At 59.7% G+C, this 19,817-nt stretch carries 22 protein-coding genes and 1 pseudogene; 14 read left to right on the top strand and 9 right to left on the bottom strand.

The window, feature by feature from the left end; all coding sequences use genetic code 11:
• The first annotated feature begins 69 nt into the window (after positions 1-69).
• From J3P79_RS06515 to J3P79_RS06485, 7 genes are all read left to right on the top strand, one after another.
• The gene (locus tag J3P79_RS06515; RefSeq protein WP_434609104.1) at positions 70-642 is read left to right on the top strand and encodes an Rnf-Nqr domain containing protein; all 573 of its coding nucleotides are present in this window, start codon (positions 70-72) and stop codon (positions 640-642) included.
• Complete coding sequence (gene rsxB, locus J3P79_RS06510; RefSeq protein ID WP_434609102.1) at positions 639-1,667, top strand: electron transport complex subunit RsxB; 1,029 nt, start codon at positions 639-641, stop codon at positions 1,665-1,667. Before J3P79_RS06515 ends, rsxB begins: the two co-directional genes overlap by 4 nt.
• Positions 1,654-2,640 carry an RnfABCDGE type electron transport complex subunit D gene (locus tag J3P79_RS06505; RefSeq protein WP_434609100.1) on the top strand — a complete coding sequence of 329 codons (987 nt, stop codon included), beginning with the start codon at positions 1,654-1,656 and terminating at the stop codon, positions 2,638-2,640. The genes rsxB and J3P79_RS06505 overlap by 14 nt, the downstream gene beginning before the upstream one ends.
• The gene (locus J3P79_RS06500) at positions 2,637-3,248 is read left to right on the top strand and encodes an RnfABCDGE type electron transport complex subunit G (RefSeq protein ID WP_434609098.1); all 612 of its coding nucleotides are present in this window, start codon (positions 2,637-2,639) and stop codon (positions 3,246-3,248) included. Before J3P79_RS06505 ends, J3P79_RS06500 begins: the two co-directional genes overlap by 4 nt.
• Positions 3,241-3,771, top strand: a complete 531-nt coding sequence (locus tag J3P79_RS06495) for an Rnf-Nqr domain containing protein (protein ID WP_434609097.1) — start codon at positions 3,241-3,243, stop codon at positions 3,769-3,771. The genes J3P79_RS06500 and J3P79_RS06495 overlap by 8 nt, the downstream gene beginning before the upstream one ends.
• Positions 3,768-4,406, top strand: a complete 639-nt coding sequence (gene nth, locus J3P79_RS06490; protein ID WP_434609095.1) for an endonuclease III — start codon at positions 3,768-3,770, stop codon at positions 4,404-4,406. The genes J3P79_RS06495 and nth overlap by 4 nt, the downstream gene beginning before the upstream one ends.
• A 107-nt stretch (positions 4,407-4,513) precedes the next feature.
• On the top strand, positions 4,514-4,693 hold the full coding sequence (locus J3P79_RS06485) for a PA3496 family putative envelope integrity protein (RefSeq protein ID WP_434609093.1): 180 nt from the start codon (positions 4,514-4,516) through the stop codon (positions 4,691-4,693).
• Positions 4,694-4,745: 52 nt separating this feature from the next.
• Here J3P79_RS06485 and J3P79_RS06480 read toward each other — a convergent pair whose 3' ends face one another.
• Positions 4,746-5,372, bottom strand: coding sequence for a response regulator (locus J3P79_RS06480; RefSeq protein WP_434609091.1), 627 nt, complete (start codon positions 5,370-5,372; stop codon positions 4,746-4,748).
• A 469-nt stretch (positions 5,373-5,841) separates the two neighbouring features.
• Here J3P79_RS06480 and J3P79_RS06475 point away from each other — a divergent pair.
• A pseudogene (locus J3P79_RS06475) lies at positions 5,842-6,084 on the top strand (hypothetical protein); the annotation flags it as partial.
• A gap of 166 nt (positions 6,085-6,250) precedes the next feature.
• Here the strand turns inward: J3P79_RS06475 and J3P79_RS06470 are convergent.
• Together J3P79_RS06470 and J3P79_RS06465 are read right to left on the bottom strand one after the other, a co-directional pair.
• Complete coding sequence (locus tag J3P79_RS06470) at positions 6,251-7,468, bottom strand: argininosuccinate synthase (RefSeq protein WP_024779511.1); 1,218 nt, start codon at positions 7,466-7,468, stop codon at positions 6,251-6,253.
• Positions 7,469-7,595: 127 nt separating this feature from the next.
• Positions 7,596-8,597: a flagellar protein MotY gene (locus tag J3P79_RS06465; protein WP_434609088.1), complete on the bottom strand. Its 1,002-nt coding sequence runs from the start codon at positions 8,595-8,597 to the stop codon at positions 7,596-7,598.
• Positions 8,598-8,774: 177 nt separating this feature from the next.
• On the opposite strand from J3P79_RS06465, the gene pyrC reads away from it, so the two are divergent.
• Entirely contained in the window at positions 8,775-9,821 is a 1,047-nt protein-coding gene (pyrC, locus tag J3P79_RS06460; RefSeq protein ID WP_434609086.1) for a dihydroorotase, read from the top strand.
• The gene (gene rnt, locus J3P79_RS06455) at positions 9,818-10,495 is read left to right on the top strand and encodes a ribonuclease T (RefSeq protein WP_039591753.1); all 678 of its coding nucleotides are present in this window, start codon (positions 9,818-9,820) and stop codon (positions 10,493-10,495) included. The genes pyrC and rnt overlap by 4 nt, the downstream gene beginning before the upstream one ends.
• A 226-nt stretch (positions 10,496-10,721) precedes the next feature.
• Here rnt and J3P79_RS06450 read toward each other — a convergent pair whose 3' ends face one another.
• Positions 10,722-11,324, bottom strand: coding sequence for a peroxiredoxin (locus tag J3P79_RS06450; protein ID WP_039591751.1), 603 nt, complete (start codon positions 11,322-11,324; stop codon positions 10,722-10,724).
• Positions 11,325-11,610: 286 nt separating this feature from the next.
• Between J3P79_RS06450 and J3P79_RS06445 the strand changes: the two genes are divergently transcribed.
• The gene (locus tag J3P79_RS06445) at positions 11,611-11,829 is read left to right on the top strand and encodes a bacterioferritin-associated ferredoxin (protein WP_434609083.1); all 219 of its coding nucleotides are present in this window, start codon (positions 11,611-11,613) and stop codon (positions 11,827-11,829) included.
• Positions 11,830-12,026: 197 nt separating this feature from the next.
• Positions 12,027-12,500 carry a bacterioferritin gene (bfr, locus tag J3P79_RS06440; protein WP_025215180.1) on the top strand — a complete coding sequence of 158 codons (474 nt, stop codon included), beginning with the start codon at positions 12,027-12,029 and terminating at the stop codon, positions 12,498-12,500.
• A gap of 126 nt (positions 12,501-12,626) precedes the next feature.
• Here the strand turns inward: bfr and grxD are convergent, their stop codons facing one another.
• From grxD to J3P79_RS06425, 3 genes are all read right to left on the bottom strand, one after another.
• Complete coding sequence (grxD, locus tag J3P79_RS06435; protein ID WP_030140761.1) at positions 12,627-12,968, bottom strand: Grx4 family monothiol glutaredoxin; 342 nt, start codon at positions 12,966-12,968, stop codon at positions 12,627-12,629.
• Positions 12,969-13,068: 100 nt separating this feature from the next.
• On the bottom strand, positions 13,069-15,177 hold the full coding sequence (locus tag J3P79_RS06430) for a molybdopterin oxidoreductase family protein (RefSeq protein ID WP_434609081.1): 2,109 nt from the start codon (positions 15,175-15,177) through the stop codon (positions 13,069-13,071).
• 131 nt (positions 15,178-15,308) lie between these two features.
• A complete protein-coding gene (locus tag J3P79_RS06425) occupies positions 15,309-15,596 on the bottom strand; it encodes a hypothetical protein (RefSeq protein ID WP_434609080.1) in 288 nt (95 codons plus the stop codon).
• Positions 15,597-15,994: 398 nt separating this feature from the next.
• Between J3P79_RS06425 and argF the strand changes: the two genes are divergently transcribed.
• Both argF and J3P79_RS06415 read left to right on the top strand, forming a co-directional pair.
• A complete protein-coding gene (gene argF / locus J3P79_RS06420) occupies positions 15,995-16,915 on the top strand; it encodes an ornithine carbamoyltransferase (RefSeq protein WP_434609079.1) in 921 nt (306 codons plus the stop codon).
• Positions 16,912-18,021 carry an ABC transporter ATP-binding protein gene (locus J3P79_RS06415; protein ID WP_434609077.1) on the top strand — a complete coding sequence of 370 codons (1,110 nt, stop codon included), beginning with the start codon at positions 16,912-16,914 and terminating at the stop codon, positions 18,019-18,021. Before argF ends, J3P79_RS06415 begins: the two co-directional genes overlap by 4 nt.
• Before the next feature lie 46 nt (positions 18,022-18,067).
• Here J3P79_RS06415 and J3P79_RS06410 read toward each other — a convergent pair whose 3' ends face one another.
• Positions 18,068-18,859, bottom strand: a complete 792-nt coding sequence (locus tag J3P79_RS06410; RefSeq protein WP_434609076.1) for a PhzF family phenazine biosynthesis protein — start codon at positions 18,857-18,859, stop codon at positions 18,068-18,070.
• A 169-nt stretch (positions 18,860-19,028) separates the two neighbouring features.
• Entirely contained in the window at positions 19,029-19,499 is a 471-nt protein-coding gene (gene ybaK, locus J3P79_RS06405; protein ID WP_434609075.1) for a Cys-tRNA(Pro) deacylase, read from the bottom strand.
• Positions 19,500-19,817: the final 318 nt, after the last annotated feature.

Genomic DNA, 19,817 nt, shown 5'->3' with positions numbered 1-19,817 from the left:
TATCTGGCCCGCCCTCACGGTGTGCCGGATAATGCCTAATCTTGTCACAGGCCCTGTCGCCCCATACCCATGACCGAAATCCTCTTATCCCTGTTGAGCGCGGCCCTGATCAACAATCTGGTGTTGCATTGGCCGCTGGGCGTCGATCCGCTGTTGGCAGCCAAGGGTAGAAGCCAGGTACACGCCCTGGGCCTGGCGACGGCAGGCCTGATGCTCTGTGTCGGTACCCTGGGCTATCTGGTCGATCAATGGTTGCTGGTCCCGGCTGACTTGGCATCACTGCAACTATTGGTTTGGCTGCCCCTGAGCGTCTTGCTGATCGGGCCAGTGCTGCGGCTGCTGGGGCGCTGGCTGCCCGTGCTGCCGTTCGCCGGCCTGTGGCCGTTGCTCCTCGGCAATGCCGCCATACTGGGCGTCACGCTGCTCAACAGCCGGGAGGCCACGAGCCTGGGCCAGGCCATGGCGTCCAGCCTGGGTGCCGGCCTGGGTTTCTGGTTGGTGCTGAGTCTGTTTGACGACTTGCAACAGCGCATCCTCGACAACGATATTCCGTTGCCTTTCCGGGGGCTGCCGATCCAACTGATCTGTGCCGGCCTGATGGCAGTGGCTTTTCTCGGATTGCACGGGCTGGTCAAGACATGAACCTGATCCAACACATCGATGCCTTGCTGCCGCAGACACAATGCGGCAAATGCGGCCACCCCGGCTGCAAGCCATACGCCGAAGGCATCGCCCAAGGCGAACCGATCAACAAATGCCCACCCGGCGGACGGGAAACCATCGCAGCCCTGGCCGAGCTGATGCAGGTACCGGTGCTGGACCTGGACACCAGTCGCGGCGCGGCACCGGCGCAGATCGCGTTTATCCGCGAAGCCGAATGCATCGGCTGCACCAAGTGCATCCAGGCCTGCCCGGTGGACGCGATCGTCGGCGCGGCGAAACTGATGCACACCGTTCTCATCGACGAATGCACCGGCTGTGACTTGTGCGTGGCGCCTTGCCCGGTGGATTGCATCGAGATGCGGCCACTGCCAATGACAACCGTAACGCCAGTCGTTGGCGGGTTGGCCGCCAGCGACGAAGAACGGCAAGCACGAACGGCCAAGCGCAACCATGCTCGCCGACGTTTCGAACAACGCACCGCGCGCCTGCATCGTGAGGAAGAGCAGCGCCAAGCCGAGCGCCTGGCCCGAATCCAGCGAAACGCCCAGCAAGCCCAGGTACAGCCACTCGATCCGGTCCAGGCCGCATTGGAGCGAGTACGCGCGCAAAAAGCCGCCACTGCGGATGCCGCACTGAAGAAAGCCAAGGTTGATCTCGCCATGAGCCGGGCGCAGTTGCATAAATCCTTGAGGGCGTTCGGCCACCCGCCAACCTTTGAGCAACAGTCACAATTGATCATGCTGCAACGCCAGTTCGAAGCGGCCGAACAGGCGTTGGCCCGGCTGGTTGGCACTGTGTCGCCCGCCACGCCCGCACCAACACCGGCACCGGCACCGGCACCGGCAAATGACGTCGAACTGAAGCGGGCCAAGATCCAATTGGCGATGCGGCGCGCCGAACTCAGCAAAGCCCGGGCTGCCGCGGCCTCCCAAGAACAACTGCAAGTCTTGGAACAAGCCGTCAGAGACGCCGAACAGCAGGTGGACGCCCATGCCACTCGCTGATCCGCTGGACGAGCGGCTACGACAGGCCATGCGGCGAGTCCTACTGGCCACGCTACCCGGCGCGCTGGCCTCGATGTGGGTCTTTGGTTGGGGTGTGTTGCTGAACCTGTTGTTGTCCGGTCTCACAGCGCTGGCGATCGAGGCGCTGGTCTTGCGTTTGCGGCGCAGGTCTCTCGAACCTGACCTGCGCGACGGCAGCGCATGGGTCAGCGCCACATTGCTGGCCCTGGCCTTGCCAGCGTACTGCCCTTGGTGGCTGACCGTCACGGCGGTCGCCTGCGCCTTGTTGTTGGGCAAGCACGTTTGGGGTGGGGTCGGCAGCAATCCGTTCAATCCGGCAATGCTCGGGTATGCCCTGGTGCTGGTGGCGTTCCCGCAGCACATGAGCCAATGGCCAGCGGCTCATGGCCTGGGCCTGGCCGACGGCTTGCGTCTGGTCGCCGACATTGGCCAGCCCCCCGATGGATGGGCCGGCGCCACCGCGCTGGATAGCCTGCGGATCAACACGAGCCTGACGATCGACGAGCTGTTTGCCAGCGACCCGGCGTTCGGCCGCTGGGGTGGGCACGGTGTCGAGTGGGTCAACCTGGCGTTCCTTTTGGGCGGCCTGTTCCTCCTGCAACAACGGGTATTTACGTGGCACGCGCCGGTGGGCATGCTGGCCAGCCTGTTCACGATCAGCCTGTTGTTCTGGAACGGTTCGGGCTCGGACTCCCACGGTTCGCCGCTGTTTCATCTGCTGACCGGCGCAACCATGCTCGGCGCGTTTTTTATCGTGACCGAACCCGTGTCGGGTGCCAGGGCTCCGCTGGCGCGTTTGTTGTTTGGCGCAGGCGTGGGATTGCTGGTCTACCTGATCCGCACCTGGGGTGGCTTTCCGGATGGCGTGGCGTTCGCGGTGCTGCTGATGAACCTCGCCGTGCCGGCCCTGGAGCGTTTCGTCGACGCACGACAAAGGCGCCCGCTGACATGAAGAAAACCGCAGGCGTTGCGATCCTGGTGTTGCTGGTCGGCCTCGCCGTAGGCGCCACGTACCTGATGCAAATCAGTACCGCCGGGCGCATCGAGGCGCAGCACCGGGCTATCGCCAACCGGACCTTGCTCGACGTACTGCCGAGCGACCGCTATGACAATCAGCCTTTGGCGCAACCTGTCATTGCGACCCCGGTGACGCTGCCCCGCAGCACATTGCTGGGCGCGTACCGGGCAACTCGCGAAGGGACGCCCAGCGCCGTGTTGCTACGCAACCAGGTACTGGGCTACGAGGGCACCATCGAATTATTGATCGCTGTGGATCCTGCGGGACGAGTGTTAGGCGTAAAGACCCTGCGCCAGTCGGAAACTCCCGGCCTGGGCGCGGCGATCGCCGGCTGGCCGAATGCCTGGCTGCAAACGTTCCATGGCAAGTCGCGCCAGGCGCCTGCCGACGAGGGGTGGGCATTGAAAAAGGACCTCGGCCAGTTCGATCAGCTGGCTGGTGCGACGGTGACATCCAGGGCGGTGCTCCAGGCTGTGCACGATACGTTGCGTTACTTCGACGAGCACAAGGCTCAGCTGACCGGAGCGATCAGCCATGAATGACTCCCCCTCCTGGCCGCGCGCCCTGGTACTCGTGCCCGTGGTCGGCGCCAGCGACTCGCTGGTCAATGCGCTGATCCTATGGCTCGCCTGGGTTGTGATCAGCTTCGCCCACGGCTCGACAATGGCGCTGCTGAGACCACGTCTCACAGACTGCCAGCAACTCCTTGCATCCATCGCCGTGGCCGCTGCCATGACTGCCTGCACGGACCTCCTCGCACAAGCCTGGATATTGGAGCGGCATGGCGCGCTGGCCGTGTATATCGGATGGGTCGCACTGAGCTGCGTGGCGCTGGAACATACCGCTACCATCGAGCGACGCATGACGGTTCATCTCAGGTTGGCGGGACAATTCGGCCTATTGATTATCATCCTGGGCACTTTGCGCGAGCTGATCGGCAGAGGCGTGCCATTGGCCTTGCTCGCCCCTGGCGGATTCATTTTGCTCGGCCTGTTGCTCGCTGCCTATCAAGCCTGGATCGGCACCAAAACCCGTTCAACCCTAGAGGAAACGCCGCGCCCATGAACGCCGCAAAACGTCTGGAAATCTTTCGTCGCTTTCATGAAGACAACCCGGAGCCAAAGACCGAACTGGCCTACTCCTCCCCTTTCGAACTCCTGATCGCGGTAATCCTCTCGGCCCAATCCACCGACGTCGGTGTCAACAAGGCCACGGCCAGACTATTCCCGGTGGCCAATACGCCGCAGGCGATCCTTGCCCTGGGCGTCGAAGGGCTGTCCGAATACATCAAGACCATCGGACTGTTCAACAGCAAGGCGAAAAACGTGATCGAAACCTGTCGCCTGCTGATCGAGCGACACGGCGGTGAGATCCCCCAGACCCGCGAAGAGCTGGAAGCCCTGCCGGGCGTCGGCCGCAAGACTGCCAACGTGGTCCTCAACACCGCATTCCGGCAGTTGACGATGGCGGTCGACACCCACATTTTCCGCGTCAGTAACCGGACTGGGTTGGCTCCGGGCAAGAACGTAGTGGAAGTGGAAAGGAAGTTGATGAAATTCGTACCCAAGGAATACCTCCTGGATTCCCATCACTGGCTGATCCTGCACGGACGTTACGTCTGCCTGGCCCGCAAGCCCCGCTGCGGGAGCTGCCGGATCGAAGATCTATGCGAATACAAGCACAAGACATCTGACGATTGATGCGCTATTGCTTTTGTTTATCCGTCGATTGAAAAAATCTTTTTTACCCGCAGGTGGTTTATCGATATAAGGAGCGCCAATGGCAGTCTTAGCCTGGAGTCGAACCCATGAGCGCTGGCAAAGAACAACTGGATGTAGAAGACGATTTCATCGCCGTTGAGGCTGACGAGGCGGAACCTGTCGTGGAGGTTGCAAAAACCAACCTGAGCAAACGCCGCACCATCGACAACCTGCTGGAAGAGCGCCGCTTGCAAAAGCAACTCGCCGACTACGACTTCGATCTCTGACACGTAAAAGCCTCCCGTATGGAGGCTTTTTATCGTGTGAAAGGCCTGAAATTCACACCAATCCATTTCGCTGTGCCAGTTCGATCAGGTCGACCAGCGAACGGGCGTTCAGTTTCAACAACAGGCGAGTCTTGTAGGTACTGACGGTCTTGTTGCTCAGGAACATCGCGTCTGCTATTTCCTTATTGGTTCTTCCGCGAGCCAATTGCTGCAAGACCATCATTTCCCGCCCAGACAAACGATTCACCATCTCGGACTCACTGGCATTCCCGAGCGTTGAACGTACCGTATGCAGTGCCTGGTTGGGAAAGTAACTATACCCCGACAGCACGGCCTTTATTGCACTTAACAATTCCGTCAGATCCTGCTGTTTGCAAACATAGCCCGCCGCCCCTGTCTGCATGCAGCGCATCGAAAAATGCCCGGGTGCCTGGGAGGTCAATACCAGAACTTTCACGGGCGAAGGATTAACGGTCAAGCGAGCAATGACTTCCAGCCCATCCAACTTAGGAATTCCGATATCCAAGATAACGATATCGGGCATTTGTTCTCGGGCGATCTGTAAGGCATCAACGCCATTATCCGTTTCGGCGATAACTTCATATCCATGACGCTCCATTAGCAAACGTACAGCAAGACGAATGACGGGGTGATCGTCCACGATCAGCACTTTATTCATGGGCACATCCAATTTCGCTGTTCGAATTTTTAGAGCACGCACAATAGCCTAGTCATTTCTACCTTGGCATGCCGTTGCTCGTGAGCGCTCGCAGCGAAAGACGCAACCTACAAGCAATACAGAATTTTCCTACAAATTATCTGCAAAATAATGTGCCATGAAATTTTCCACGAGACCAACGCCATAAATCTGACATGCCGACCTCGCTTAAACGAGGGGGATTTTCTCGAAGAAACAGAAGGTGTTTCAGCGCATGCAGTCATTGTTTTTTATAAATAGTAACGGATTTAATTTCATACAAACGGTAAAAATTTCACTCATCGGCATGAGTTTCTGTATAAAAAAGACAGCCTGGTGGAATTAGACAAGAACGACCTGAATGTCTTTTCTGACTGACCACCCTTTCGGGCGGCCACCAATAAAATCCAAATTTTAATCAAGAGCATGTAATTACCCATGAGCATCCATCATGAACGAATTAAAAAAAACCATCATCAACCCAATGACGCTTATTGCCATACTTGCAAGTTTGTCGGAAACATCCGCAGCGATATCCTTGCCGTACCTGGACAGCGACGATCGTGACTGTTACGTCTGGTTCCTGATCGGCTTTCCCGTTTTCTTATCGTTGTTGTTTTTTCTGACGCTCAATTTCAACTACCGCGCTCTGTATTCACCTTCAGATTTCCCCAAAAGCAAACATGTCAAGAAGGGCAGGCATGGCTCCGCCGGCAGGCGCCGCTATGCGTTACGACGGGGAAGGAAAAAACACAATCGCTTGGTCCGTCATCGTCGAAGGAGGAAACCGTGAGCATTGCGCTAGGGAAGGGAGATAAAAAAACGGCCTGCTTATGCAGGCCGTTTCCATGGGGAGCGGATCAGAACAGCTTGCGCCCCTTGTTCGCCGCGATGCGCATGCGCAGGGCGTTGAGCTTGATGAAGCCGGCCGCGTCGGCCTGGTTGTAGGCACCGCCGTCTTCTTCGAAGGTCGCGATGTTGGCATCGAACAGCGAGTCGTCGGACTTGCGCCCGGTCACGATTACGTTGCCCTTGTACAGCTTCAGGCGCACGACACCGTTCACGTTGACCTGGGAGGCATCGATCATCTGTTGCAGCATCAGGCGCTCCGGGCTCCACCAGTAGCCGGTGTAGATCAGGCTGGCGTACTTGGGCATCAACTCATCCTTCAAGTGAGCCACTTCGCGGTCCAGGGTGATCGATTCGATCGCCCGGTGAGCACGCAGCATGATGGTACCGCCTGGGGTTTCGTAGCAGCCACGGGACTTCATGCCGACATAGCGGTTCTCGACGATGTCCAGGCGACCGATGCCGTGTTCGCCGCCGATGCGGTTCAGGGTCGCCAGCACGGTGGCCGGGCTCATTTCCACGCCGTCCAGCGCGACGATATCGCCGTTGCGATAGGTCAGTTCCAGGTATTGCGGGGTATCGGGGGCCTTCTCCGGGGAGACGGTCCAGCGCCACATGTCTTCTTCGTGCTCGGTCCAGGTGTCTTCCAGCACGCCGCCTTCATAAGAGATGTGCAGCAGGTTGGCGTCCATCGAGTACGGGGACTTCTTCTTGCCATGACGCTCGATCGGGATCGCGTGCTTCTCGGCGTAATCCATCAGTTTTTCACGGGACAGCAAGTCCCATTCACGCCACGGTGCAATGACTTTCACGCCCGGCTTGAGGGCATAGGCGCCCAGTTCGAAACGCACCTGGTCGTTGCCTTTGCCGGTGGCCCCATGGGAAATGGCATCGGCGCCGGTTTCGTTGGCGATTTCGATCAAACGCTTGGCGATCAGCGGACGGGCGATGGACGTACCCAACAGGTACTCGCCTTCGTAAACGGTGTTGGCGCGGAACATCGGGAACACGAAGTCGCGGACGAACTCTTCGCGCAGGTCATCGATGTAGATTTCTTTGACGCCCATGGCCTGGGCCTTGGCACGTGCAGGCTCGACTTCCTCGCCCTGTCCCAGGTCAGCGGTGAAGGTCACCACTTCGCAGTTATAAGTGTCCTGCAGCCACTTGAGGATCACCGAAGTGTCCAGGCCGCCGGAATACGCCAGAACGACCTTGTTTACGTCCGCCATGCCATCACTCCACGGGTTGTACGGAAAGCCGGGAAGTCTAACGTCCAGCGCGGATAATTTACAGAGGCGCGACAGCTTATGACGACGAAGCGACAGATTATGTCGACTGCGCGACGATCAGGCCGGCTCAGGAAGTACGTGCAGTCGCTCCGGCAGGCGCAGCCGTCTTGGTCGGAGCAACCGGCGTCGCCGTCTTGCCCGGCGCAGCAGCGGGTGCCACGGCAGGTGCCGCCGGCATTGCCGCGGGAGCTGGCGCCTGTGGGGCCGGGGCCTGGGTGGCGGGTACCCGCTCCAGTTTTACCAACACACGCCGGTTCTTGGCCCGGTTGGCTGCGTTGGTATTGGCGACCAGCGGATAACGCTCGCCGTGGAAGCGCACGGTGAATTGGGACTCCTGGAAACCGTTGGCCTTGAAGAAATCCTGGACAGCCAGGGCCCGGCGACGCGACAACTCGCGGTTGGTCAGGCGGTTGCCACTGTTGTCGGAGTGGCCATCGAGCTCGACATGATTGACGCTCGGGTCCGCCTTGATGAAGTCGAGCATGACCTGCAACTGGGCCTTGGCCTGGGCATCAAGCTCGATCCCTTCGCCAGGGAAGCCGATCTGGGTTTGCTTGATCTGCTCGAAGTTCTTCGGCAAGAGTTTCGCTACACAGCCCTGGTAATCGTTGAACGCCTTGTTGAAGCGCACGGGGAGCAACCGAACCTCCGACACCCGCCCGTCCTCGGTGTTGCGTCGCACTACGGGACTGCGACCTTCCATCAGCCCGCTGATCAAGCGGCCGGCCTGTACCTGGGAGCTGTTGAAAAGCACATCGCCGCTGCCGATCCTGACCGAACCAAGGTTGATATCGCCCCGCCCGGGCTGCCAAGGCGCCGCGGCCGCCAGCAACGTCGCAGAGCCGCCGCCGAGCATCGGATTATTGGCCTTGAGCCGGAACGTGGCCTGCTCGCCCGCCTTGCGCACGAACTCTCCACTGCCGAAATCGCTGATCGGCTGGCTCAGCCGACACTCGAACTTGTCGCCTTCGACCGTCCACTCGATGCTCTCCAGACGGGTCTGGAAAGTGAGCGCCATCGCAGGAAGGCTGGCAAACACACTGAGCAAGGCTAGATAACGCTGGCGCACGGGAGGCTCCACTGGCTTTTATACGGAAATCGAGAAACGCTGGGCATGCCGCTTGGCACGAAATGCTGGCACACCTGAAGGGGCTATCGGTAACTTGCGGCAAAACTTGATAGCGGGTGCCCGGATCGGTCTTTTCCGGTAGCATTCCCCCGAGATTTACCCGCCTGGAAGCCCCCCATGTCCGACCGCCTGACCCTGCTGCGTCCCGACGACTGGCATATTCATCTTCGCGATGGTGCTGTGTTGACCCATACCGTCGCCGATGTCGCGCGCACTTTTGGCCGCGCCATCATCATGCCAAACCTGGTTCCGCCCGTGCGCAACGCCGCCGAGGCCGATGGCTATCGCCAGCGCATCCTGTCGGCACGCCCGAAAGGCAGCCGCTTCGAACCGCTGATGGTGCTTTACCTCACCGACCGCACCCAGCCCGAGGAGATACGCGAGGCCAAGGCCAGCGGTTTCGTGCATGCGGCCAAGTTGTACCCCGCTGGCGCCACTACCAATTCGGACTCTGGCGTCACCAGCATCGACAAGATTTTCCCGGTGCTCGAGGCGATGGCCGAAGTCGGCATGCCGTTGTTGATCCACGGTGAAGTTACCCGGGGCGACGTCGATGTGTTCGATCGTGAGAAGATTTTCATCGACGAACATATGCGTCGCGTCGTCGAACGCTTCCCGACGCTTAAGGTGGTCTTCGAGCACATCACCACGGGTGATGCCGTGCAGTTCGTCAACGAGGCTTCGGCCAATGTCGGCGCGACCATCACCGCGCATCACCTGCTGTACAACCGCAACCACATGCTGGTGGGCGGGATCCGTCCACACTTCTATTGCTTGCCGATCCTCAAGCGCAACACCCATCAGGAAGCCTTGCTGGATGCGGCCACCAGCGGCAGCGCCAAGTTTTTCCTCGGCACCGACTCGGCGCCCCACGCCCGTCATGCCAAGGAAGCCGCTTGCGGTTGTGCTGGTTGCTACACCGCCTACGCCGCCATCGAGATGTACGCCGAGGCGTTCGAGCAGCGCAACGCCCTGGACAAGCTCGAAGGCTTCGCCAGCCTGCACGGCCCACGCTTCTATGGCCTGCCGGTGAACACCGATCGGATTACCCTGGTTCGCGACGAGTGGACCGCCCCTGCCAGCCTGCCGTTTGGCGAGCAGACTGTCATCCCGCTGCGCGCCGGTGAAAAACTGCGCTGGCGCCTGCTGGAGGAAAACGCGTGAGTGAAGATCATTTCGACGACGAACTGGACGGCAACGGCGGTTCGGGCGGCGCGCGCCACCCGATGGCTGCTCGCTTCCGGGGTTATCTGCCGGTCGTGGTCGACGTAGAAACCGGTGGTTTCAACTCAGCCACCGATGCGCTGCTGGAAATCGCCGCGACCACCATTGGCATGGACGAGAAAGGCTTTGTCTTCCCCGACCACACCTACTTCTTTCGGGTCGAACCGTTCGAAGGCGCCAACATCGAAGCGGCAGCCCTGGAGTTCACCGGGATCAAACTCGATCACCCGCTGCGCATGGCGGTCAGCGAAGAAACCGCGCTGACCGACATCTTCCGTGGCGTGCGCAAGGCACTGAAGGCCAACGGTTGCAAGCGCGCGATCCTGGTCGGCCATAACAGCAGTTTCGACCTGGGCTTCCTCAATGCCGCCGTTGCGCGCCTGGACATGAAGCGCAATCCGTTTCATCCCTTCTCCAGCTTCGACACGGCGACCCTCGCTGGCTTGGCCTACGGCCAGACGGTATTGGCCAAGGCCTGCCAGGCGGCTGATATCGATTTCGATGGCCGTGAGGCTCACTCGGCCCGCTATGACACCGAGAAGACCGCCGAGCTGTTCTGCGGCATCGTCAACCGGTGGAAAGAGATGGGTGGCTGGCAGGATTTCGACGACTGACATAGAGCTAGGCTTAGCTCTTTGTGGCGAGGGGATTTAGCGAAACGTCGCACCGCCCCGCTGGGTCGCGAAGCGGCCCCAAACCTGCCAACTGGGTGTGGCGGACTCACCATTTTGGGACTGCTGCGCAGTCCAGCGGGGATAAATCCCCTCGCCACAGTATGTATTTAGCCCCCCATAAAAAAACCGGCCCATCGGGGGCCGGTTTTTTTATGCCTGGGTGCGCTTACAGCTTGTCGCTGTGCTCGCCCAGGTAAGCGGCAACGCCTTCAGGCGATGCGGTCATGCCCTTGTCGCCTTTTTTCCAGTTGGCCGGGCAGACTTCGCCGTGCTCTTCGTGGAACTGCAGGGCGTCAACCAGACGGATCAGCTCTTCCATGTTACGGCCCAGCGGCAGGTCGTTGATGATCTGCGAACGAACCACGCCTTTGTCGTCGATCAGGAACGCGCCACGGAAGGCTACGCCACCTTCGGACTCCACGTCGTAGGCCTTGGCGATCTCGTGCTTCATATCGGCTGCCATGGTGTATTTCACCGGGCCGATGCCACCGGCATTGATGGCGGTGTTGCGCCAGGCGTTGTGGGTGAAGTGCGAGTCGATCGAAACAGCGACCACTTCAACGTTGCGTGCCTTGAAGTCGTCCATGCGGTGATCCAGTGCGATCAGCTCGGATGGGCAAACGAAAGTGAAGTCCAGCGGATAGAAGAACACCAGGCCGTATTTGCCTTTGATGGCCGAGGACAGGGTGAAGCTGTCAACGATTTCGCCGTTGCCGAGGACGGCAGGAACGGTGAAGTCAGGGGCTTGTTTGCCTACGAGTACGCTCATTGGATATCTCCTGGTGTAGTAACGTGAAAACAAGGTCCGCGCCAGCCTGCCACCCTCAGGCGACAGCCCTGTGACACGAACCCGCTTTGCAAGGACCGACCATCATACACCGCAGGTTTGGACTGTCCTCAACGGTTTTTTGGCGCCCCCTGAAAATCCGCTGCCCTACCCAATGGCAGCCGCTCGACACCGTTCGTCAACGAACCTTGGAAACCACTTTGACAATCATTCTCGTTAACATTAAGATCCGTCCCAATTGAGTCACAACCAGCGACGGTTCTCACTTATGTATGTATGCCTCTGCACTGGCGTCACCGACGGACAAATCCGCGAAGCGATCTACGAAGGTTGCTGCAGCTACCGGGAAGTCCGCCAGGCCACCGGCGTAGCCAGCCAATGCGGCAAATGCGCCTGCCTGGCCAAGGAAGTGGTGCGTGAAACCCTCGCCAAGGTGCAGACCGCCCAAGCCTCGATTCCTTATCCGGCAGAATTTAGCGCCGCATAAATCCAGATATTTGAAGAACCGGACTCAACGTCCGGTTTTTTTATGTCTGAAAATCAAATGGTTAGCTTCCAGACGCGGAACACAAACATTCTTATTCCGATTAATTTTCATTTATTATTCAATAACTTAGGTTTGACACTCGTAATTGCTCGGCTCAAACTCCGCCTTATACACAGTTATCAGGGCAGGCCCTCACCATGAAAGGCGACATTACAGTCATCCAGCATCTCAACAAGATCCTCGCCAATGAGCTGGTCGCGATCAATCAGTACTTCCTGCATGCCCGCATGTACGAAGATTGGGGCCTGAACAAGCTGGGCAAGCACGAGTACCACGAATCCATCGACGAAATGAAGCACGCGGACAAGCTGATCAAGCGCATCCTGTTTCTCGAAGGCCTGCCGAACGTCCAGGACCTGGGCAAGCTGCACATCGGCGAACATACCCGCGAAATGCTTGAGTGCGACCTGCGCATCGAACGCACCGGCCACGCCGACCTGAAAGCCGCGATTGCCCATTGCGAAACCGTTGGCGACTTCGGTAGCCGTGAACTGCTGGAAGATATCCTCGAATCCGAGGAAGAACACATCGACTGGCTGGAAACCCAATTGGGCCTGATCGACAAAGTAGGTCTCGAGAATTACCTGCAATCGCAGATGGGCGAAGAATAAGCGTCCCGACAGCAAGCCACTAAAAAGCCCCGCCCTCTTTCGAGGCGCGGGGCTTTTTGTTGCCTGATGGCCAGGCCCACACAAACCAATGTGGGAGAGTTTGCTCCCACAAGGGCCTGGGGTAGATCAGGCTTCGGACTTGTTCGCCGCTGCTGCTTCTACAGCTGCCTTGATCGTGGTCTGCAGAGAACCATCAGCCGCCATCTCGGTCATGATGTCGCTGCCGCCGATCAGCTCACCGCCCACCCACAGCTGTGGGAAGGTTGGCCAGTTGGCGTATTTAGGCAGGTTGGCGCGGATTTCCGGGTTCTGCAGGATGTCCACGTAGGCGAACTTCTCGCCACACGCCATCACCGCCTGAGCAGCCTTGGCCGAGAAGCCGCATTGCGGGGCATTCGGCGAGCCTTTCATGTAGAGCAGGATAGTGTTGTTGGCAATCTGGTCTTTAATCGTTTCGATGATATCCACGGAGCACCTCGGCTAGAACTTTTGCGACTTCAGTTGTCGACACGGTGGCGCATTGTAACGGAAAGCCGAGCACCCTGCTCGGTCCGCCCCAAGGACAATTTTACGCAGCCGCCACCTTCACCGGAACCCCGTTCAGCGCCGCATTGCCGGACAACTCGTCGAGCTGGCGGTCATCAGTCAGGTCGTTGGCGCTGGACCCAGGCTGTCCGCTGGCGATGGTCATCTGCACGCCCGGACGAGCATGGCCCCAACCGTGGGGAAGACTGACCACGCCTTTCATCATGTCCGCACTGCCCTGCACGTCCACCTCGATTACGCCCACCCGGGAACTGACCTTTACGCGCTGCCCATCGATAAGGCCCCGGCTGGCAAGATCTTCGGGATGCATCAGCAACTGGTGACGCGGCTTGCCCTTCACCAACCGATGAAAGTTGTGCATCCAGGAATTGTTGCTGCGTACGTGGCGACGGCCAATCATCAGCAGCTCGTCTGCTGCCGGCGCACGCAACGCGGCAAAGCGCGCCAAGTCTGCGAGGATGACAGCGGGCGCGGCCTGCACGCGGCCGTTTTCAGTTTTCAGCCGGGGAGCCAGATTGGGCTTGAGCGCACCGAGATCGATGCCGTGGGGATGGTCGAACAGCGTCGCCAAGGACAACTTGTACGGCGACGCATCGCCATACATCCCCGCCCGCAGGCCAAAATCGATCATCTGTGCCGGCGGCATGGTCGGCTTGAGCTCCTTGCCGGTCCGGGCGGCAAAGGCTTTGGCCAGCCCGACAAAAATCTCCCAATCGTGCAGCGCCCCCTCGGGCTTGGGCAGGATGGCCCGGTTGAAACGACTGACGTTACGCACCGCGAACAGATTGAACGTGGTGTCGTAATGATCATTTTCCAAGGCCGAGGTGGACGGCAGGATCAAGTCGGCATAGCGCGTGGTTTCGTTGATGTACAGGTCGATGCTGACCATGAACTCAAGCCCATCCAGCGCTTGCTCCAGTTGCCGTCCGTTGGGCGTGGACAGCACCGGGTTGCCGGCCACGGTGACCAGCGCTCGGATCTGCCCTTCGCCGCCGGTGAGCATTTCTTCGGCGAGGGTCGAGACGGGCAGCTCGCCTGCGTATTCTGGGCGCCCGGAGACCCGGCTTTGCCAGCGATTGAAGTGCCCGCCCGACGTCGTTGCCACCAAATCCACTGCCGGCTCGGTGCACAGCGCCCCGCCTACCCGATCAAGATTGCCGGTTACCAGGTTGATCACTTGGATCAGCCAGTGGCACAGCGTACCGAAAGCCTGGGTCGAAACCCCCATCCGGCCGTAGCACACGGCCGACGGTGCGGCGGCGAAATCTCGGGCCAATTGGCGGATCTGCTCGGCAGGAACCCCACAGAGCGGGCTCATGGCCTCTGCCGAGAAGGGCGCAACGGCGTGGCGCACCTCGTCGAGACCGTCCACCGGCAGGTGACTGTCCCGCGTCAGTCCTTCGCTGAACAAGGTGCAGAGCAGGCCAAACAACAACGCGGCATCGCCGCCAGGGCGTACGAAGACATGCTGGTCGGCAATCGCCGCCGTCTCGCTGCGGCGGGGATCGACCACCACCACTCGGCCGCCCCGCGACTGGATTGCCTTCAGCCGCTTCTCCACGTCCGGCACGGTCATGATGCTGCCGTTGGAGGCCAATGGATTGCCGCCCAGGATCAGCATGAAATCGGTGTGATCGATGTCCGGTATCGGCAGCAGCAAGCCGTGACCGTACATCAGGTGACTGGTCAGGTGATGGGGCAATTGGTCCACGGAAGTCGCCGAGAATCGGCTACGGGTTTTCAGCAGGCCGAGGAAATAGTTGCTGTGGGTCATCAGCCCATAGTTGTGCACGCTCGGGTTGCCCTGATACACCCCCACCGCATTTTGGCCGTGGCGTTCCTGGATGGTCGCCAGACGCTCGGCCACCAAGGCAAAGGCGTCGTCCCAGGCAATGGGCTGCCACTCGCCACCCACTCGCTGCATGGGCTGGCGCAGGCGATCCGGATCGTTCTGGATATCCTGCAACGCCACTGCCTTGGGGCAAATATGTCCACGACTGAAACTGTCCAGCGGGTCACCCTTGATCGAGGTGATCGCCAAGCCTTGGCCTTCGGTTTCAGTGGTTTCGAGGGTCAGGCCACAGATGGCCTCGCACAGGTGGCACGCACGGTGGTGGAGGGTCTTGGTCATGGCCAGCCTCTGTTTTATTCGTAGCGGGCCCTTTCGGCCGCGGGAATAAAACTATGGCGCCTGAACTTGTACAGCGCCAGCGACGTTCGTCCTGTGAATCGCCGGGCATCAGGCCCGCCGATGAACCGCTATCAGGGATGCTCGGGAGGAGGCTCCAGCAATTGGATCTCCTCGATGGTTTCCACTTGCTCCTGGGCAATGGGCACCCCAGTCAATTCGCCGATCAACCGCCAGTGTTCGTCAAGCCCACTGCTGATCGTAGCCATCCGGTCGATCATCCGGCGACCCGCGGCCTTGGTCACTTCGTCATCGCTGCGCAGCAACTCGAATGACATGGACGTCACCGAAGCGGTCAGGTGCGTCAGGGAACGCGCCGTCAGCCCCAACAGTTCCATCAGTTGTTGCTCTTTCAAATCCATTTCGGGGCTCCTGCGACTCGGAGTTCATTTATAACCCAGCCCCCTACATTAGGAAATATTTCACTTTGCACACCAGACCGGCGACCCGGACAGCGGTCAAAAACCAACCGTCAGCTATCCCGTGCCCGCCCTGCTCGATTGCCAAGCGGCGCGACGCCAGTGTACAAATGAACCCGCTGCTGTCAGGAAACCGGCCTCAACCGCGTCAGTGCAATCTGCATTGGCCTCGCTGAAATCCCTTATAACCGTAGCCCTATTGGTAAGACGCGACATTTAATGTCAATATCGCGCCTTCCCCTATTTCGTCGCCCCGTGCGGCTTTTGCCGCAGGTCTCGCCCGTTTTTCCATTAAACAAGGCTCTGAGTATCTGCGGTCTGTTACAAAAAGGTAGTCAATCATGAGCGCAAGGCACTTTCTCTCCCTGATGGATTTCACACCCGATGAGTTGCTCGGTGTGATCCGTCGAGGCGTGGAGCTCAAGGACCTGCGTAAGCGCGGCGTACTGTTCGAGCCCTTGAAAAACCGTGTGTTGGGAATGATTTTCGAGAAGTCATCCACCCGCACGCGCATCTCTTTCGAAGCCGGCATGATCCAGCTCGGCGGCCAGGCGATCTTCCTGTCGCCTCGCGACACTCAACTGGGCCGTGGCGAGCCGATCAGCGATTGCGCCATCGTCATGTCGAGCATGCTCGACGCCGTGATGATCCGTACCTTTGCCCACAGCACCCTGACCGAGTTCGCGGCTCATTCCCGCGTGCCGGTGATCAACGGCCTGTCCGATGATCTGCACCCCTGCCAGCTGTTGGCCGACATGCAGACGTTCCTCGAGCACCGCGGCTCGATCCAGGGCAAGACCGCCGCCTGGATCGGTGATGGCAACAACATGTGCAACAGCTATATAGAAGCGGCGATGCAATTCGATTTCCAGTTGCGCATTGCATGCCCTGAAGGCTATGAGCCAGATGCAGGACTGCTTGCCAAGGCCGGGGACCGAGTGTCGCTCGTCCGGGATCCGAAGCTGGCCGTGGCCGGCGCGCACCTGGTGAGCACCGATGTCTGGACCTCCATGGGCCAGGAAGAGGAAACCGCCAAGCGCCTCAAGCTGTTCGCGCCGCTGCAGGTCAACCGCGCCCTGCTCGACCTGGCGGACCCCGAGGTGCTGTTCATGCACTGCCTGCCCGCCCACCGCGGTGAGGAAATCAGCGCCGACCTGCTGGATGACCCGCGCTCCGTGGCCTGGGATCAGGCAGAAAACCGTCTCCATGCACAAAAGGCCCTGCTCGAATTCCTCGTCGAGCCGGCGTATCACCACGCATGAGTCATTCTTTGCTATTGAATCTGCACAACCTGGCCTGCGGGTACCAGGACCAGCGAGTCGTCCAGAACCTCAACCTGCACCTCAATGCCGGTGACATCGGTTGCCTGCTAGGCTCGTCCGGGTGTGGCAAGACCACGACCCTGCGGGCCATTGCCGGCTTCGAGCCGGTACACGAAGGCGAGATCCAGCTGGCCGGGGAAACCATCTCCCGCGCGGGTTTTACCCTCGCTCCGGAAAAACGTCGCATCGGCATGGTGTTCCAGGACTACGCGCTGTTCCCACACCTCAGCGTCGCCGAGAACATGGCCTTTGGCATTCGCAAACATCCTGACAAGAACCGCGTGGTCGACGAACTGCTGGAACTGGTCAACCTGAAGAACCTGGGAAAACGTTTCCCCCATGAGCTCTCCGGAGGCCAGCAACAACGCGTGGCCCTCGCCCGGGCCTTGGCGCCTGAACCGCAATTGCTGTTGCTCGACGAACCCTTCTCCAACCTCGATGGCGAGCTGCGGCGCAAGCTCAGCCATGAGGTGCGGGACATCCTCAAGGCGCGTGGCACAAGCGCGATCCTGGTGACCCATGACCAGGAAGAAGCCTTCGCGGTGAGCGATCACGTCGGGGTATTCCGAGAGGGTCGGCTGGAACAATGGGATACGCCCTACAATCTTTATCACGAACCCCTGACGCCCTATGTCGCCAGTTTCATCGGCCAGGGTTACTTCATTCGCGGCCAGCTCGATAGCCCGGAATCGGTGCAGACCGAATTGGGGACGCTGCGGGGTAACCGGGCCTATACCTGGCCCATCGGCGGCGCCGTGGATGTGCTGCTGCGCCCGGACGACATCGTCTATGCGCCGGACAGCTCGCTCAAGGCAACCATCGTCGGCAAGACCTTCCTTGGTGCTTCAACCTTGTATCGCCTGCAATTGCCGACCGGCGCGCAACTGGAATCGATTTTTCCGAGCCACGCCGACCATCAGGTCGGGGCGACCGTGGGTATTCGCGTGGCGGCCGAACACCTGGTGCTTTTCCAGGCCTCGGGCAGCACGGCAGCACATCTGCCGCCGATGGAAAGCGGCGTGCGGCGGCATAGCTCCGCTCATTAAGACCGAGAGAACACTGTAGGAGCGAGTTGCTCGCTCCTACAAAACCTCACTGACCTGAGCCGAGCGACAATGTCCCGCTGGCCACCAACGTCGCATTCCCACCAATCTTCACCCGATCACCTTCCAGCCGGCAAAACAGTGCCCCGCCCCTGGCCGAGCACTGATAGGCCGTCAGCCCAAGCTTGCTCAAGCGTTTGGACCAATAGGGGATCAGGCTGCAATGGGTCGAGCCGGTGACCGGGTCCTCGTTGATTCCAATCGCCGGGGCAAAATAGCGTGAGACAAAATCGTGCTTGCTTCCCGGCGCGGTGACAATCGCACCCGGCCACGGCAACTTCGCCAGGGCCGCCATGTCCGGCTTGCACTCGAGCACAGCCTGCTCCGACTCGAGTACCACGAACAATTCATTTGCACTCAGCACGTCCACCGCCTCGACCCCCAAGGCAGTCTGAACCGCAAGGGACGCGCCCAATTCGGCTGGCACGATGGCGGGGAAATCCAACCACAGCCGGTCGCCTTGGCGAGCAACGCTCAATGCCCCGGATTTGCAGATGAAATCCAGTCGCTCCACGGTTTCGTGATAGACCTCGAACAATACGTAGGCGCTGGCCAGGGTGGCATGACCACACAAGGGTACTTCGGTGGTGGGCGTGAACCAGCGGATATGCCAGTGCTGGTTTTCGCGCACCAGGAACGCCGTTTCAGCCAGGTTATGTTCGGCGGCGATCTTCTGCATCAAGTCGTCGGCAAGCCAGGCATCGAGCCGATAGACCATCGCCGGGTTACCGCCAAAGGGGCGGTCACTGAATGCATCGACCTGATGAAACGCAAGCTGCATGGCACCTCTCCTTTTTTATCGATGCGTGAGCATGAGCTGCGCAGGCACCGTTTATCCAGTGACAGATCGGCACTATTTTCACCTTACACACTGGACGTTCGACGCCTGGCCTGTTGTAAAGATTCACCGTGACGAGGGCGCTCGCTCCCGCCAGGCGGCGCAGTCTGGTTCAGGCACGTCCAATCTCCGCGAACGCCGCCCCGGTGTGCTCCGCCAGCACCGCAGGCGCCAACTCCACTTCCAGGCCACGCCGACCCGCGCTGACAAAAATACTAGCCAGCGGTTGCGCGGATTTATCGATAAATGTGCGCAGGCGTTTCTTCTGGCCTAGGGGACTGATGCCCCCGAGCAAATAGCCGGTCGAGCGCTGTGCGGCGGCCGGATCGGCCATCTCGACTTTTTTCACTCCGGCCGCATGGGCCAGCGCTTTCAAGTCCAGGCTTCCGGCGACCGGCACCACTGCGACCAGCAATTCGCCTTTCTCGCTAGCCGCCAGCAGCGTCTTGAACACTCGCGCCGGCTCCAGGCCCAATTTTTCAGCAGCTTCCAGGCCGTAGGACGCGGCCTTCGGATCGTGTTCGTAGCTGTGGATACGATGTTCGGCGCGCACTTTTTTCAGCAGATCCAACGCGGGGGTCATGACCGCTCCTGGCAGGAAAGAACAAAAGAGTGACCAGAATTCTAAGCGATCGGCAGATAAAAGGCTTTGCAGACCCATTGGCTGTGGTGGCAACACCCCATTAAAAAAGTCATTCACGCGACGAATAATCCCAATATGACCGACGGTTCACTTTCGACCTTTGACAGCGGCGTTTCTTGTCTATATTTTTTCGAAACTGAAAGCAGAAACACGTGTCTCAAGCAACACCCCGAGTGCTGGATGGGGATCCGGCACTCGACGAAAGGGCGCAGACGGGGTTGTTTACTCGATGCGCAGGACAACAAAAAGAACCGAGGT

Source organism: Pseudomonas sp. R1-7 (assembly GCF_051132105.1).
Classification (GTDB): domain Bacteria; phylum Pseudomonadota; class Gammaproteobacteria; order Pseudomonadales; family Pseudomonadaceae; genus Aquipseudomonas.
Note: the sequence above shows the minus strand (reverse complement) of the source record. Positions and strands in the feature narration are given on the sequence as shown.

Excerpts from the sequence above, each read along its gene's own strand:
- J3P79_RS06515 (WP_434609104.1), top strand. The coding sequence starts at position 70 with ATGACCGAAATCCTCTTATCCCTGTTGAGCGCGGCCCTGATCAACAAT.
- rsxB (WP_434609102.1), top strand. The coding sequence starts at position 639 with ATGAACCTGATCCAACACATCGATGCCTTGCTGCCGCAGACACAATGC.
- J3P79_RS06505 (WP_434609100.1), top strand. The coding sequence starts at position 1,654 with ATGCCACTCGCTGATCCGCTGGACGAGCGGCTACGACAGGCCATGCGG.
- J3P79_RS06500 (WP_434609098.1), top strand. The coding sequence starts at position 2,637 with ATGAAGAAAACCGCAGGCGTTGCGATCCTGGTGTTGCTGGTCGGCCTC.
- J3P79_RS06495 (WP_434609097.1), top strand. The coding sequence starts at position 3,241 with ATGAATGACTCCCCCTCCTGGCCGCGCGCCCTGGTACTCGTGCCCGTG.
- nth (WP_434609095.1), top strand. The coding sequence starts at position 3,768 with ATGAACGCCGCAAAACGTCTGGAAATCTTTCGTCGCTTTCATGAAGAC.
- J3P79_RS06485 (WP_434609093.1), top strand. The coding sequence starts at position 4,514 with ATGAGCGCTGGCAAAGAACAACTGGATGTAGAAGACGATTTCATCGCC.
- J3P79_RS06480 (WP_434609091.1), bottom strand. The coding sequence starts at position 5,372 with ATGAATAAAGTGCTGATCGTGGACGATCACCCCGTCATTCGTCTTGCT.
- J3P79_RS06470 (WP_024779511.1), bottom strand. The coding sequence starts at position 7,468 with ATGGCGGACGTAAACAAGGTCGTTCTGGCGTATTCCGGCGGCCTGGAC.
- pyrC (WP_434609086.1), top strand. The coding sequence starts at position 8,775 with ATGTCCGACCGCCTGACCCTGCTGCGTCCCGACGACTGGCATATTCAT.
- J3P79_RS06450 (WP_039591751.1), bottom strand. The coding sequence starts at position 11,324 with ATGAGCGTACTCGTAGGCAAACAAGCCCCTGACTTCACCGTTCCTGCC.
- J3P79_RS06445 (WP_434609083.1), top strand. The coding sequence starts at position 11,611 with ATGTATGTATGCCTCTGCACTGGCGTCACCGACGGACAAATCCGCGAA.
- bfr (WP_025215180.1), top strand. The coding sequence starts at position 12,027 with ATGAAAGGCGACATTACAGTCATCCAGCATCTCAACAAGATCCTCGCC.
- J3P79_RS06430 (WP_434609081.1), bottom strand. The coding sequence starts at position 15,177 with ATGACCAAGACCCTCCACCACCGTGCGTGCCACCTGTGCGAGGCCATC.
- J3P79_RS06425 (WP_434609080.1), bottom strand. The coding sequence starts at position 15,596 with ATGGATTTGAAAGAGCAACAACTGATGGAACTGTTGGGGCTGACGGCG.
- argF (WP_434609079.1), top strand. The coding sequence starts at position 15,995 with ATGAGCGCAAGGCACTTTCTCTCCCTGATGGATTTCACACCCGATGAG.
- J3P79_RS06415 (WP_434609077.1), top strand. The coding sequence starts at position 16,912 with ATGAGTCATTCTTTGCTATTGAATCTGCACAACCTGGCCTGCGGGTAC.
- J3P79_RS06410 (WP_434609076.1), bottom strand. The coding sequence starts at position 18,859 with ATGCAGCTTGCGTTTCATCAGGTCGATGCATTCAGTGACCGCCCCTTT.
- ybaK (WP_434609075.1), bottom strand. The coding sequence starts at position 19,499 with ATGACCCCCGCGTTGGATCTGCTGAAAAAAGTGCGCGCCGAACATCGT.